This window comes from Sphaerotilus microaerophilus (assembly GCF_023734135.1).
Taxonomy (GTDB): domain Bacteria; phylum Pseudomonadota; class Gammaproteobacteria; order Burkholderiales; family Burkholderiaceae_C; genus Sphaerotilus; species Sphaerotilus microaerophilus.
In genome coordinates this window covers 3,104,627-3,118,956 of the sequence record NZ_AP025730.1, presented here as the reverse complement: position 1 = coordinate 3,118,956, position 14,330 = coordinate 3,104,627, and the positions used below count along the sequence as shown (strand labels likewise).

Genomic DNA, 14,330 nt, shown 5'->3' with positions numbered 1-14,330 from the left:
CGCAAGATATGTAACAGCGAGTCAGAACAGCGGAAAATCGGGTCCGGACCTGCGCACAATCGCGCCTGTTACAAATTCGGAGGCCGTCGCCCATGACCACCGCAAACGCCCAGCGCACCGATCGCATCGCCGTCGTCGATGATGATGCCCGCATCCGTGACCTGCTGCGCCGCTATCTGACCCAGGAAGGTTTCGAGGTCCTGCTGGCCGAGGACGCCAAGGCCCTCAACCGCATCCTCACCCGCGAGACGGTGGACCTGATCGTGCTCGACCTGATGCTGCCCGGCGAGGACGGTCTGTCGATCTGCCGCCGCCTGCGCGCGGCCAACGACGTCACGCCCATCATCATGCTGACCGCCAAGGTCGAGGACGTCGACCGCATCGTCGGCCTGGAGGTTGGCGCCGACGACTACCTGCCCAAGCCCTTCAACCCACGCGAACTGCTGGCCCGCATCCACGCGGTGCTGCGCCGCCGCCCGATGATCGAGGCGCCCGGTGCGCCCTCGCGCGAGGCGCAGAGCGTGAGCTTCGGCCCCTTCGAATTCGACCTGGCGCTGCGCCGCCTGACCCGCGACGGTGAGGTGATCTCGCTGACCACGGGCGAGTTCTCGATGCTCAAGGCCCTGGTGCGCCACCCGCGCCAGCCGCTCAGCCGCGACAAGCTGGCCCAGCTGGCGCGCGGACGGGAGTTCGAGCCCTTCGACCGCAGCCTGGACGTGCAGGTCTCGCGCCTGCGCAAGATGATCGAGCCCGATCCCTCGCAGCCGCGCTACATCCAGACGGTCTGGGGCGTGGGCTACGTGTTCGTGCCGGACGGTGCGGCCTGATCCGCCTCAGGCGGCAGCTGGCAGGCGCCTGGAGCGCCTGCCACCGTGCCCCTCGCGCGGCGGCGCCCCCGCCTGACCGTGCAGACGCTTCGAGGCCGCCCCCGGACCCGACAGAACGACGAGACAACCGCGCGGCCCTGCCATGGCACAGACCACGACCAGCACCCTCCACCCGCCCCAAGGACCCAGCACGTCGCCGCTGGCCCGGGCGGCCGCCAGCCTGATCCGCAAGAGCCTGCCGCTCAGCCTGTTCTGGCGCACCTTCCTGCTGCTGTCGCTGATGCTGGGCGCCGGCATCGTCGGCTGGGTCTACACACTGCGCTACCTGGAACTGGAGCCGCGGGGCGTGCAGGCCGCGCAGCAAATCGCCAGCCTGGTCAACCTTTCGCGCGCAGCGCTGCGCTACACCGACCAGGTCAACCGCGTGGCGCTGGTCAAGAACATTGCCGACCAGGAAGCGGTCAAGCTGCAGCCGCGCGAGGTCAGCGACAAATGGGAGCCCTACGAGGTCGACCGCTTCACCCGCGCCATCGGCAGCGAGCTGCGCTCGCGGCTGGGGCCTCAGACCATCGTGGCCAGCACCGTCAACGGCACCGGCGGGCTGTGGGTGGGCTTCCTGATCGAGACCGACCAGTACTGGCTGCAGGCCGACCCGGGGCGGGTCCAGCCGGCGGTGACGCTGACCACCTACTCGGTGGTGCTGGGGCTGACGCTGGTGCTGACGCTGCTGGGCTCGGCGGCCATCGCCGGGCTGATCAACCGGCCGCTGCGTCAGCTCTCCTTTGCCGCCAGCCGCATCCGCGAGGGCGAGTACACCTCCCGGCTGGACGAGGAGACCACCACGCGCGAGATCCGCGAGGTCAACCGCGGCTTCAACCGCATGGCGCGCGAACTGGCCAAGATCGAGGACGACCGCGCGGTGATGCTGGCCGGCATCTCGCACGACTTGCGCACGCCGCTGGCGCGCATCCGGCTCGAAACCGAGATGAGCGTGGTCGACGAGGAGGCGCGGCGCAACATGGCGCAGGACATCGACCAGCTCGACGCCATCATTGACAAGTTCATGGACTACGCACGGCCCACCCAGGTCAAGCTGGAGCCGCTGGTGCTGGCCGTGCTGCTGGACACCGTGATCCGCCGCGTCAGCAACGAGCACCTGAAGATCCAGGCCCGCGTGACCACCGACGTGCGCGTGCTGGGCGACGAGACCGACGTGGACCGGGTCTTTGGCAACCTGTTCGAGAACGCGCGGCGCTATGCCCAGTCACCCGACGGCGTGGCGCGCGTGACCGTCACCTTCGCCCGCGCCGGGCAGTGGGTGGTGGTCAGCGTGCGTGACGAGGGGCCGGGCGTCAGCCCCGAGCAACTCGCCCACCTCACCACGCCGTTCTACCGCGGCGACAAGGCGCGCACCCACACCAGTTCCACCGGCGCCGGCCTCGGCCTGGCGATCGTCGACAAGACCGTCACCCGCATGGGCGGCCAGTTGGAATTGGCCAACGCGCCGGGCGGTGGCTTTGTGGCCCATGTGAAGCTGCGCCGCGCGGCCTGACCGTTCACCGCGGCCAGTCGCCCCCGGGCAATACAGCGCCAGCCGCTGAACACCCCATCGCGCCGCGGCTCCCGCGCGGGGAGCCGGGCGCTGCGGGCATCAGCCCGGCACGTCAGCCGACTTGTGGCGGGGCGCCGGTAGCAGCACCGGGCGGGTGTGCCAGATCTGGTTGGCGTACTCGGCGATGGTGCGGTCTGACGAGAACACGCCCATGCCCGCCACGTTGAGCACTGCACGCCGGCTCCACTCGTCGGCGTTGCGGTACAGGGCGTCGACCTGTTCCTGGGCCTCGACGTAGCTCTCGTAGTCGGCCAGCAGCAGGTAGTGGTCGCCCCAGTTCACCAGGGCGTCGTAGATCGGCTGGAAGCGGCCGGGCTCGTCGCGGCTGAAAACGCCATCGCGGATGGCGTCGAGTGCCGCCTTCAGCGCGGGCACGCGCTCGTAGTAGGCCCGTGGCTGGTAGCCCTTGGCGCGGATCTGGGCCACCTCTTCGGTGGTGGCGCCGAAGATGAAGATGTTCTCCGGGCCGACGTGCTCGCGGATCTCGACGTTGGCGCCGTCCAGCGTGCCGATGGTGAGCGCGCCGTTGAGGGCAAACTTCATGTTGCCGGTGCCCGAGGCCTCGGTGCCCGCGGTGGAGATCTGCTCGGACAGGTCCGCTGCCGGGATGATCACCTCGGCCAGGCTGACGCTGTAGTTGGGGATGAACACCACCTTGAGCCGGTCGCCGATGCGCGGGTCGTGGTTGACCACCTGGGCCACGTCGTTGATCAGCTTGATGACCAGCTTGGCCATGTGGTACGCCGAGGCCGCCTTGCCGGCGAACACGACCACGCGCGGCACCCACTGGGCGTCCGGGTTGGCCAGGATGGCCTGGTAGCGCGTCACGACGTGCAGCACGTTGAGCAGCTGGCGCTTGTACTCGTGCATGCGCTTGACCTGCACGTCGAACAGCGCATCGGGGTTGAGCGTCACACCCAGGCGCTCCAGCACCAGGCGGGCCAGGCGCTCCTTGTTGCCGCGCTTGACCATGCGGAAGGCGGCCAGGAAGCCCGGCACCTCCAGCGCGTGGCGCAGGCCTTCGAGCTCGTCGAGGTGGCGGCGCCAGTTGCGGCCGATGCGCTGGTCGATCAGCGCCGACAGCCCCGGGTTGGCCTGCGACAGCCAGCGCCGCGGCGTGACGCCGTTGGTCTTGTTGTTGAAGCGCTCCGGCCAGAGCTGGGCAAAGTCCTTGAAGATCGAGGCCTTCATCAGCTCGGAGTGCAGCGCCGAGACGCCATTGATCGAGTGGCTGGCCACCACCGCGAGGTAGGCCATGCGCACGCGGCGCTCACCGCCCTCGTCGATCAGCGACAGGCGGCGCATCAGCTCGGTGTCCTGGCCGTGCGCGGCGGTGACGCTGGCGAGGAAGCGCGCGTTGATGTCGAAGATGATGCGCAGGTGGCGCGGCAGCACGCGCCCGAAGATGTCCACCGGCCAGGTTTCCAGCGCCTCGTGCATCAGCGTGTGGTTGGTGTAGCTGAACACGCGCTGGCACAGCGCCCAGGCCTCGTCCCAGGGCACCAGGTGCTCGTCGACCAGCAGGCGCATCAGCTCGGGGATCGCCAGCACCGGGTGGGTGTCGTTGAGGTGGATGCTGACCTTGTCGGGCAGCGCATCGAAGCCGGTGTGGGTGCGCAGGTAGCGGCGCACGATGTCCTGCAGGCTGGCCGAGCAGAAGAAGTACTCCTGGCGCAGGCGCAGCTCGCGCCCGGACAGCGTGGAGTCGTCCGGGTAGAGCACGCGCGAGACGTTCTCCGACTGGTTCTTGCTCTCCACCGCGCCCATGTAGTTGCCCTGGTTGAAGGCGCGCAGGTTCATTTCCTCCGTGGCACGGGCCGACCACAGGCGCAGCGTGTTGGTGGCCTGGGTGCCGTAGCCGGGGATGATGGTGTCGTAGGCCATCGCCAGCACGTCGTCGGTGCCGACCCAGCGCACCGTGTCGCCGCTCTGCTCCAGGTGGCCGCCAAAGCGCACCCGCATCTGCACCTCCGGGCGCGGGAACTCCCAGGGGTTGCCCTGGGTGAGCCAGTAGTCGGGCGCCTCGACCTGGCGGCCGTCGACGATCTTCTGGCGGAACATGCCGTAGTCGTAGCGGATGCCGTAGCCGAAGCCGGGCACGCCGATGGTCGCCATCGAGTCCAGGAAACAGGCCGCCAGCCGGCCCAGGCCGCCGTTGCCCAGCGCTGCGTCAGGCTCCAGCTCGAAGAGCTGGTCCGGGTCGACGTCCATTTCCTGCAGCGCCTGGCGCACGGCAGGCAGGATGTCCAGCGCCAGCATCGCGTTGGTGAAGGTGCGCCCGATCAGGAACTCGGCAGAGAGGTAGTAGACGCGCTTGACGTCCTGGTCGTACTGCGCGCGGGTGGTCTTCATCCAGCGCTCGACCAGGTGGTCGCGCACCGTGTAGGACACCGCCTGCAGCCAGTCCTCCGGCCGTGCGGAGACCGGGTCCTTGCCAACGCTGTACATCAGCCGGTTCGAGATCTCGCGCTTGAGCGCGGTGACGTCGCGGGCCAGGTGGTCGTACTGGTATTCGAACTGGGTCAGGTCCATGGTGATGGCGGATTCGGAACGGGTCTCGTGGACGGGAACGCTGGACGCGGCCTGGCAGGTGGCCAAACCGGACAGCAGTCTAGGCGAGCAGGCATGCGATTCTCATGCCGGCCACGCCATCGGGGGGTACGAATTGGGTACAAAGGGCGGCAGGCCGCCGCAGCCGGCCACGCTCAGTGGCTGAGCGAGCGGTACAGCTGCAGGTACTGGCGTGCAGGGCCACCCCAGTCCCAGGACTGGCGCATGCCGCGCTGCTGCACGATGCGCCAGTCGGCCGGGCGCCGGTAGAGTGCCAACGCGCGTCGGGCGCCCCAGACCAGTGCGTCGGCATCGAAGGCGTCGAACACGAAGCCGGTCGCGTCCTGGTCGACCGTTTCCAGCCGGGTGTCGGCCACCGTGTCGGCCAGGCCGCCCACGCGACGCACCAGCGGCAGCGTGCCGTACTGCAGCCCGTAGAGCTGCGTCAGGCCGCAGGGTTCGTAGCGCGAGGGCACCAGGATCACGTCGCTGCCGGCGATCAGCCGGTGGGCAAAGGGCTCGTCGTAGCCGATGCGCACCGACACCGCCTGCGGGTGTGCCTGCGCCAGCTCGCGGAAGGCCGCTTCCATCCAGGCATCGCCCGAGCCGAGCAGGGCGAATTGCCCGCCCGCCTCGACCAAGCGCGGCAGCGCCTGAAGCACCAGGTGCAGGCCCTTCTGCTCGGCCAGGCGGCTCACCACGCAGGCCAGCGGCCGCAGCGGGTCCTGCGCCAGCCCCAGTTCGGCCTGCAGCGCGGCCTTGCAGGCGGCCTTGCCGTCGAGGTGGTCGGCGTCGTAGGGCGCCGCGATGTACGCATCCGTGGCAGGGTGCCAGACCGCCGGATCGACGCCGTTCAGGATGCCCGACAGCGACATCATGCGCGAGCGCAGCAGGCCATCCAGCCCGCAGCCCTGCTCGGGGCTCTGGATCTCGCGCGCGTAGCTTGGGCTGACCGTGGTGATGCGGTCGGCAAAGTACAGGCCGGCCTTCATGAAGTTGACGTGGCCATGGAACTCCACGCCCTGCACCCCATAGAAGTGTCCTGGCAGCCCCAGGTCACCGAACCGCTGCGCGCCGTACATGCCCTGGTAGGCCAGGTTGTGCACGGTGTAGACCGTGCGGGCCAGGCGACGGTGCAGGGCCTGCTCGGCCGCGCGCAGGTAGGCCGGCGCCAGCGCGGCATGCCAGTCGTGCGCGTGCACCACCTCGGGCTGCCAGAAGCCGTCCAACCCCTGGGCCAGCGCGGCCGCCACCCAGCCGAGCAGGCCGAAGCGCAGGTGGTTGTCGCCGTGGTCGTCGTAGGGACCGCCGCCGCGGCGGTAGTAGGCCGGCGCATCGATCACGTAGGCCTGCAGGTCGCACCGGGGCAGCCGGCCGTACAGCAGCCGCGCGCCGCGGGCCAGGTGCATGCCGCCAGGCGGGTGCAACTCGGCCACCACCGCCGCGTCTTCGAGGCCATTCAGGATGGCCTCGAAGCCCGGCAGCAGCACGCGCATGTCAGCGCCGAGGGGCCGCAGCGCCAGGGGCAGCGCCCCGGCCACGTCGGCCAGGCCGCCCGTCTTGAGCAGCGGAAAGATCTCGGCACAGACCTGCAGCACACGCATGGTTTCAACGCTCCCGTTTCAGGTATCCAGGGGTCAAGCGGCCGGATTGTCCAACGCCGCGAGCATGCGGCGCGTGACCAGCACCACGCCGTTCTCGGTGCGGTGGAAACGGCGAGCGTCTTCCACTGGGTCCTCGCCGACCACCAGCCCCTCGGGCAGCTTGCAGCGCCGGTCGATCACCACGTTGCGCAGCCGGCAGTTGCGACCGATCTGCACGTCGGGCAGCACCACCGCGCCGTCGATCTGGCCGTACGAGCGCACCAGCACGTTGGAGAACAGCACCGAGTTGCGCACCGTGGCGCCGGAGACGATGCAGCCGCCGGAGACCAGCGAGTTGATCGCCTCGCCGCGGCGCCCGTCCTCGTCATGCACGAACTTGGCCGGGGCGAGCTGCTCCTGGTAGGTCCAGATCGGCCAGTCCTGGTCGTACATGTTCAGCTCGGGCGTGGTCGAAGCCAGGTCCAGGTTGGCCGCCCAGTAGGCGTCGACCGTGCCGACATCGCGCCAGTAGGGGCGCGAGTACGGCGGATTGGCCAGCGCCGACATCGAGAAGGGGTGCGCCAGCGCCTGGCCCTCGGATACCGCCTTCGGGATCAGGTTCTTGCCGAAGTCGTGTTCCGAATCCGGGTCGGCCGCGTCCTCCTCCAGCAGTCGGTACAGGTAGTCGGCCGAGAAGACGTAGATGCCCATGCTGGCCAGCGCCATGTCGGGGTTGCCGGGCATGGCGGGCGGGTTGGCCGGCTTCTCGACGAACTCGACGATCTGGCGCTGCTCGTTGATCGCCATCACGCCGAAGCCCTTGGCCTCCTCGCGCGGCACCTCGATGCAGCCCACCGTCACGCTGCGCCCGCTCTCGACGTGGTCGGCCAGCATGATGGAGTAGTCCATCTTGTAGATGTGGTCACCCGCGAGCACCACGATGTACTCGGGCGGCTTGGAGTTGCGGATGATGTCCAGGTTCTGGTAAATCGCGTCCGCGGTGCCGCGGTACCAGCTCTCATCGTCCACGCGCTGCTGCGCAGGCAGCAGGTCGACGAACTCGTTGAGCTCGTTGCGCATGAAGCTCCAGCCGCGCTGCAGGTGGCGCAGCAGGGAGTGCGACTTGTACTGGGTGATCACGCCGATGCGGCGCATGCCCGAGTTGATGCAGTTCGACAGCGCGAAGTCGATGATGCGGAACTTGCCGCCAAAGTGCACGGCCGGCTTGGCACGGCGGTCGGTCAGGGCCTTCAGGCGCGAGCCGCGCCCGCCGGCCAGCACCAGCGCGAGGGTGCGGCGTGCCAGCGTGCGGCTGTGGGCGGAACCGGTGATGTCCATGGGTACTCCTCTTGCTTGCGTTTCTGTGAGTCGAAGCTGGTGTCTTGCTGCAGGTGCAGCACCGGGCGCGCCCTCCTCCGCCAGCCGGCATCCACCGGCCGCCAGGGCGTGCCCCGCAGGGGGCTCAGGTGATGACGGTGGGCGCGGCCTGGCCGCTGTGCTGGCGGATCGCCGCGACCTCTTCGGCCACTTCGATCAGGGGGGCCAGGGCCTGCTGCGTCGGCAGGTCGTGCCGTTGGGGATCGGCCTCGAAGCGCTCCAGGTAGACCCGCAACGTGGCGCCCTCGGTGCCGGTGCCCGACAGCCGGAAGACGACGCGCGAGCCGCCTTCGAACAGCAGGCGCACGCCCTGCTGCCGCGACACCGAGCCGTCCACCGGGTCGGTGTAGGCGAAGTCGTCGGCCTGGGCCAGCCTCAGGCCCTGCAGCGTGCCACCCGCCAGGGAAGGCAGCCTGGCACGCAGGGCGGCCATGAGGCCGTCGGCGCGCTCGACCGGGATGCCCTCCCAGTCGTGGCGGGAGTAGTAGTGGCGCCCGAAGCGGGCCCAGTGCGCGCGCACCAGCGCCTCCACGCTCTGGCCGGTGGCGGCCTGCAGGTTGAGCCAGAACAGCACGGCCCAGAGGCCGTCCTTCTCGCGCACGTGGTTGGAGCCGGTGCCGTAGCTCTCCTCGCCGCAGAGCGTGGCGCGGCCGGCGTCGAGCAGGTTGCCGAAGAACTTCCAGCCGGTGGGCGTCTCGTAGCAGGGAATGCCCAGGGCCCGGGCCACCGCATCGGCGGCGCAGGAGGTGGGCATGGAGCGGGCGATGCCGGCCAGCCCGTCGCGATAGCCCGGCACCCGCGTGGCATTGGCGGCCAGCACGGCCAGGCTGTCGGAGGGCGTGACGACGAAGTCGCGCCCCAGGATCATGTTGCGGTCGGCATCGCCGTCGGACGCGGCGCCGAAGTCCGGCGCAGCGGGGCCCGACAGCGCCGCGATCAACTCGGTGGCGTGCGCCGGGTTGGGGTCGGGGTGGTGGCCGCCGAAGTCCTCCAGCGGCTCGCCGTTGACCACCGTGCCCACCGGCGCACCCAGGCGCCCTTCCAGCACAGCCCGGGCGTAGGGACCGCCGATGGCGGACATCGCGTCGAAGCGCATGCGGTGCCCGGCGGCAAACCAGGCGCGCATGGCGTCGAAGTCGAACAGCTTCTCCATCAGCTCGGCGTAGTCGGCCACCGGGTCGATGACCTCGACCCCCATGGCACCAAGTTCGCTGCGCCCGAGCGTCTGCAGGTCCACCTCGGCGACGCCGGGCAGCGTGCGGTAGGCCTGGATCTGCTGGGTGCGGGCGTAGATCGCCTCGGTGATCTTCTCGGGGGCCGGGCCACCGTTGGCGATGTTGTACTTGATGCCGAAGTCACCGTCCGGACCGCCCGGGTTGTGGCTGGCCGAGAGGATGATGCCGCCGTAGGCGCCGTGCCGGCGGATCACCGCGCTGGCCGCCGGGGTGGACAGCAGGCCGCCCTGCCCCACCAGCACCCGGCCGAAGCCATTGGCCGCCGCCATGCGCAGGATGGTCTGCACGGCCACGCGGTTGTGGAAGCGTCCGTCACCGCCAAGCACCAGCGTCTGGCCGGCAACCGGGCCGACCTGCTCGGGCAGGATGTCGAACAGCGCCTGGACGAAGTTCTCCAGGTAGTGTGGCTGCTGGAAGACCGTGACCTTCTTGCGAAGACCAGAGGTGCCGGGACGTTGGCCGGACACGGGCTGGGTGGGTACTACGACGAGGGAGTCGGTGGGCGTCATCGTTGGATCCTGGAAACGTCGTGCCAAGCCCGTTCACGGACCAGGCACCGCGGGTGTCGCACCCGTTGCAGTCAGTGGCTCCGGGGCGACGTGCGCATCCTCCCCTGGCCCAATGGGCTTGTCCAGCATCAAGATCAAGCTCTGCGCAGGTATTTCCAGCCAGCCATCCGGCGTGGGGGTGCAGGCTGCGTCGGGTGCCCCCTCCGGGGTGTGGCTGGCCGCGGCGGCCACCCATTGGCCGGGCGGCAGCCGGAAGCGGCAGGGCGTCGAATCCGGCTGCAACAGCAGCAGCGCCGAAGCGGCCTGGGGGTCACGTGGATCACTGAGCTGGATGGCCATGGCGCGCTGGGTGCAGCCCGACCAGTCGGCCCCTTGCAGCGCTCGGCCGTCGGGGTGCCACCAGATCACGTCAGGCCGGCGAGGCTGGCGCCGGCGCTCCACCATGCCGGCCGGCAGGTGGCCGTTGCCGTCGTGGTGGTCACCGAGGCCGCCGCGCAGCCAGCGCGGGATGCGCAGCGCCGGGTGGGCCGTACGCAGGCCCATCCAGTGGCCGACGAACCGGACCAACTCGCCGTCCGCCTCGGGCCAGTCCAGCCAGGTGATGGGGTTGTCCTGGCAGTAGGCGTTGTTGTTGCCGCGCTGGCTGTGGCCGAGTTCGTCGCCGGCCAGCAGCATCGGCGTGCCCATCGACACCGCCAGGCTCGCCAGCAGGGCGCGCTGCAGCCGAGCGCGCAGGGCCTGCACCGTGGGGTCGGCGCTCGGGCCCTCGACGCCGCAGTTCCAGCTGCTGTTGTGGTGGTGGCCGTCGTGGTTATGTTCGCCGTTGGGCTCGTTGTGCTTGTGGTCGTAGCTGACCAGGTCGCGCAGCGTGAAGCCATCGTGCGCGGCGATGAAATTGACGCTGGCGCCGGGGTCGCGGGCACTGTGGTGGAACTGTCCGCTGGAGGCCGCAAAACGGTGCGCGAACATGCCCCGGTCGGCCCCCCCGCGCAGCCACCAGGCGCGCAGGGTGTCGCGGTACTGGTCGTTCCACTCCAGCCAGCCGGGCGGGAAGCCGCCCAGCTGGTAGCCCTGCGGCCCCAGGTCCCAGGGCTCGGCGATCCACTTGACCCGCGCCAGCACCGGGTCGGCCTGCAGTGCGGCGAAAAACGGCGCCGCCCGGTGAAAGCCCCCGCCGGCACCGCGGCCCAGGACCGTGGCAAGGTCGAAGCGGAAGCCGTCCACGCCGTAGGACAGCACCCAGTGCCGCAGCGAGTCCAGCACCAGCTGCACCACGCGCGGCTCGCCCAGGTCGAGCACGTTGCCGCAGCCGGTCCAGTTGAGGTAGCGCGAGGGGTCGGCGGGATCGAGCCGGTAGTAGCGCGCGTTGGCCAGGCCCCGCATCGACAGGGTGGGCCCGTGCTCGTCGGTTTCGGCGCTGTGGTTGTAGACCACGTCCAGCACCACCTCGATGCCCGCCTGGTGCAGCGAATGCACCGCGGCGCGGAACTCGGTCGACGGCGATGTGCCCGGCAAGCCGCTCCAGTAGCGCGGCTCGGGAGCGAAGAAGCCGATGCTGCTGTAGCCCCAGTGGTTGCTCAGGCCCAGGCGCTGCAGGCGCTCCTCGTCGGCCCGGGCATGCACCGGCAGCAGGCTCAGGGTCGTGATGCCCAGCTCGCGGTAGTGCGCCAGCATCGCCGGGTGGGCCAGCGCGGCGTAGCTGCCCTGCAGTTCGGGCGGGATGTCCGGGTGCAGCCGCGTCAACGAGCGCACATGCACCTCGTAGAGCACGGTGCGTGAACGCGGCACCAGGGGCTGGTGGCCGAGGTCCGCAACCACCCGGGGCAGCACCCGGGCCTTCAGCGCGATCGCGGCGTTGTCGCGCCCGTCGGGCAGGCTCGGCTCCTGGGCGTCGTGGCCGAGGTAGCGCGCCAGGTCGCCCTCCTCGTGCTCGGCGTAGCGCCCCACCACCTCCTGGGCGTAGGGGTCGAGCAGCAACTTGGCCGGGTTGAAACGGTGGCCGCGCTCGGGCGCCCAGGGCCCGTGCACCCGCCAGCCGTAGACGCAGCCCTCACCCAGGCCGGCCACCCAGCCGTGCCAGACGCCTTCGTTGCAGGCGCTCAGGCCCAGGCGTCGCTGCTCGTGGGTGCCGGAGGCGTCGAAGAGGCAAAGGTCGACACCATGGGCGTCCGGTGCCCAGACGGCAAAGTTGACGCCCTCGCTCCCGTCACCGGCAGACGTCGTCGAGTCAGGGGTCGTCGGGTCAGGGCAGATCGTGGCCCCGAGGGGCCACGGCCGGCCGGGGCTCACTGCCCACACACCAGCATCACCGTCGCCAGCGGCGGCAGGTCGAGCACGATCGACTGCCCCTGGCCCTGCCAGTCGCCCGCCGTGCTGGCCATCGCGCCGTTGCCCACGCCGGAGCCACCGTAGACCTCGTCGTCGCTGTTGATCAGCTCCCGCCAGGTGCCGGCGTAGGGCACGCCGATGCGCCAGCCCAGGCGGGGCACCGGGGTGAAGTTGCACACCACCACGACCGGCCGGCTGTCACGGGCACGGCGCTGGAATGCCAGCACCGAGTGCTGGGCGTCATCGTGGCTGATCCAGTCGAAGCCCTCGGGGCTCACGTCCAGCTGGTGCAGGGCCGGCTCGGCGCGCATCACCAGGTTGAGGTCGCGCACCAGGCGCTGCAGCCCCGCGTGGCGGGCCTGGTTGGGCGAGGGCTCGTCGAGCAGGTGCCAGTCCAGGCTGGACTCGGCGTCCCACTCGCGCCACTGGCCAAGCTCGCAGCCCATGAAGAGCAGCTTCTTGCCCGGGTGGCTCCACATGAAGCCGTAGTAGGCGCGCAGGTTGGCAAACTTCTGCCAGTCGTCGCCCGGCATCTTGCCGATCAGCGAGCCCTTGCCGTGCACCACCTCGTCGTGCGAGAGCGGCAGCATGAAGTTCTCGCTGAACGCATAGACCAGCGAGAAGCGGATCTGGTCGTGGTGATGGACGCGGTGCACCGGCTCGTGGGCGAAGTAGCTCAGCGTGTCGTTCATCCAGCCCATGTTCCACTTGAAGTGGAAGCCCAGGCCGCCGCCCTGCAGGTCGTCACTGGGCGGGCGGGTCACCGACGGGAAGGCGGTGGACTCCTCGGCCAGCGTGATCGCCTCCGGCCGCACCACGCCCACGGTGCGGTTCATGCGCCGCAGGAACTCGATGGCCTCCAGGTTCTCGCGCCCACCGTAGCGGTTCGGGATCCACTCGCCCTCCTTGCGGCTGTAGTCGCGGTAGAGCATCGAGGCCACCGCGTCCACGCGCAGGCCGTCAATGCCGTAGCGCTCGATCCAGTACAGCGCGTTGCCGACCAGGTAGCTGCGCACCTCGGTGCGGCCGTAGTTGTAGATCAGCGTGTTCCAGTCCTGGTGGAAGCCCTCGCGCGGGTCGGCGTGCTCGTACAGGCAGGTGCCATCGAACTTCGCCAGGCCGTGGGCGTCGCTGGGGAAGTGCGCCGGCACCCAGTCCAGGATCACCCCCAGGCCGGCGGCGTGGGCCGCTTCGACGAAGGCGCGGAAATCGGCCGGCGTACCAAAGCGCGAGGTCGGCGCATACAGGCCGGTGGGTTGGTAGCCCCAGGAGCCGTCAAAGGGGTGCTCGTGCACCGGCATGAGTTCCAGGTGGGTGAACCCCAGGTCGCGGACGTAGGGCACCAGCTGCTCGGCCAGCTCGCGGTAGGTCAGCCAGCGCCCCTCGGGGCCGCGGCGCCAGGAGCCCAGGTGCACCTCGTAGACGCTGATGGGCGCGTCCAGCGCATTGGCGCGCTGGCGCTCCGCACTGCCGGCCAGGCCGGGCAGCAGGCGCTGCACCGACGAAGCGGTCTGCGGGCGCACCTCGGCATGGAAGGCGAAGGGGTCGGCCTTGACGTGCAACTCGCCATCGGCGCCAAGGATCTCGAACTTGTAGAGATCGCCCTCGCCCACCTGTGGCAGGAACAGCTCCCACACACCGCACTCGTGGCGCAGCCGCATCATGTGGCGGCGGCCGTCCCACTGGTTGAAGTCGCCCACCACCGAGACGCGCCGGGCGCTGGGCGCCCAGACGGCGAAGCGCGTGCCCTCGACGCCGTCCACGGTGTTCAGGTGCGCGCCCATCCACTCATAGGGGCGCTGGTGGGTGCCTTCGGCGAGCAGCCAGATGTCCATCTCGCCGATCAGCGGCGGAAAGCGGTAGGCATCCTCCATGTCCAGCGCGTGGGCGGGCTCGCCGTTGGGGCCCTCCCAGGTCACGCGCAGGCGGTAGGCAAAGGGGTTGCGCCGCCGCGGCATCACGGCGGCGAACAGCGGCGTGCCCGCCAGGCGCTGCAGGTCGGCCACCCGGCGGCCGCGCGCGTCCAGCACGGTCACGGCATGGGCGCCCGGCAGCAGGGCACGCACGACAACGGCCTCCCCGGCCTGGTGCATGCCAAGCACCGAGAAGGGATCGCCATGACGGGCCTGCAGCAGGGCCTGCAGGTTGTCGTCGTCGAGGAACGCGGGATCGTGTCTGGCTGCAGGCATGGAAGGTGTCATGAGCGTGGGTGGAAACGATCTTGCCATGTAATCCGCTGTAACCCGGGGCCGGTCGCACATCGACCTGAGCTGTCGCAAGTCGACGCGCCGCCGCGCTTCAGCAATGCC

The 14,330-nt window shown here is 70.0% G+C and carries 8 protein-coding genes; 2 read left to right on the top strand and 6 right to left on the bottom strand.

Annotated elements, in window-relative coordinates:
- The first annotated feature begins 92 nt into the window (after positions 1-92).
- Positions 93-827: an osmolarity response regulator transcription factor OmpR gene (ompR, locus tag NGK70_RS13490; RefSeq protein WP_251969061.1), complete on the top strand. Its 735-nt coding sequence runs from the start codon at positions 93-95 to the stop codon at positions 825-827.
- Between the two features lie 142 nt (positions 828-969).
- Positions 970-2,379, top strand: a complete 1,410-nt coding sequence (locus NGK70_RS13485; protein ID WP_251969060.1) for a sensor histidine kinase — start codon at positions 970-972, stop codon at positions 2,377-2,379.
- Positions 2,380-2,478: 99 nt separating this feature from the next.
- Here the strand turns inward: NGK70_RS13485 and NGK70_RS13480 are convergent, their stop codons facing one another.
- The 6 genes from NGK70_RS13480 to glgB form a co-directional block, all read right to left on the bottom strand.
- Entirely contained in the window at positions 2,479-4,965 is a 2,487-nt protein-coding gene (locus NGK70_RS13480; protein WP_428985614.1) for a glycogen/starch/alpha-glucan phosphorylase, read from the bottom strand.
- A gap of 179 nt (positions 4,966-5,144) precedes the next feature.
- Complete coding sequence (gene glgA / locus NGK70_RS13475; protein ID WP_251969058.1) at positions 5,145-6,593, bottom strand: glycogen synthase GlgA; 1,449 nt, start codon at positions 6,591-6,593, stop codon at positions 5,145-5,147.
- Positions 6,594-6,626: 33 nt separating this feature from the next.
- Complete coding sequence (gene glgC, locus NGK70_RS13470) at positions 6,627-7,910, bottom strand: glucose-1-phosphate adenylyltransferase (protein ID WP_251969057.1); 1,284 nt, start codon at positions 7,908-7,910, stop codon at positions 6,627-6,629.
- A 124-nt stretch (positions 7,911-8,034) separates the two neighbouring features.
- Complete coding sequence (locus tag NGK70_RS13465) at positions 8,035-9,693, bottom strand: alpha-D-glucose phosphate-specific phosphoglucomutase (RefSeq protein ID WP_251969056.1); 1,659 nt, start codon at positions 9,691-9,693, stop codon at positions 8,035-8,037.
- A 33-nt stretch (positions 9,694-9,726) separates the two neighbouring features.
- Positions 9,727-11,982 carry a glycogen debranching protein GlgX gene (glgX, locus tag NGK70_RS13460; RefSeq protein WP_251969055.1) on the bottom strand — a complete coding sequence of 752 codons (2,256 nt, stop codon included), beginning with the start codon at positions 11,980-11,982 and terminating at the stop codon, positions 9,727-9,729.
- Positions 11,979-14,210 carry a 1,4-alpha-glucan branching protein GlgB gene (gene glgB, locus NGK70_RS13455; RefSeq protein ID WP_251969054.1) on the bottom strand — a complete coding sequence of 744 codons (2,232 nt, stop codon included), beginning with the start codon at positions 14,208-14,210 and terminating at the stop codon, positions 11,979-11,981. The genes glgX and glgB overlap by 4 nt, the downstream gene beginning before the upstream one ends.
- Positions 14,211-14,330: the final 120 nt, after the last annotated feature.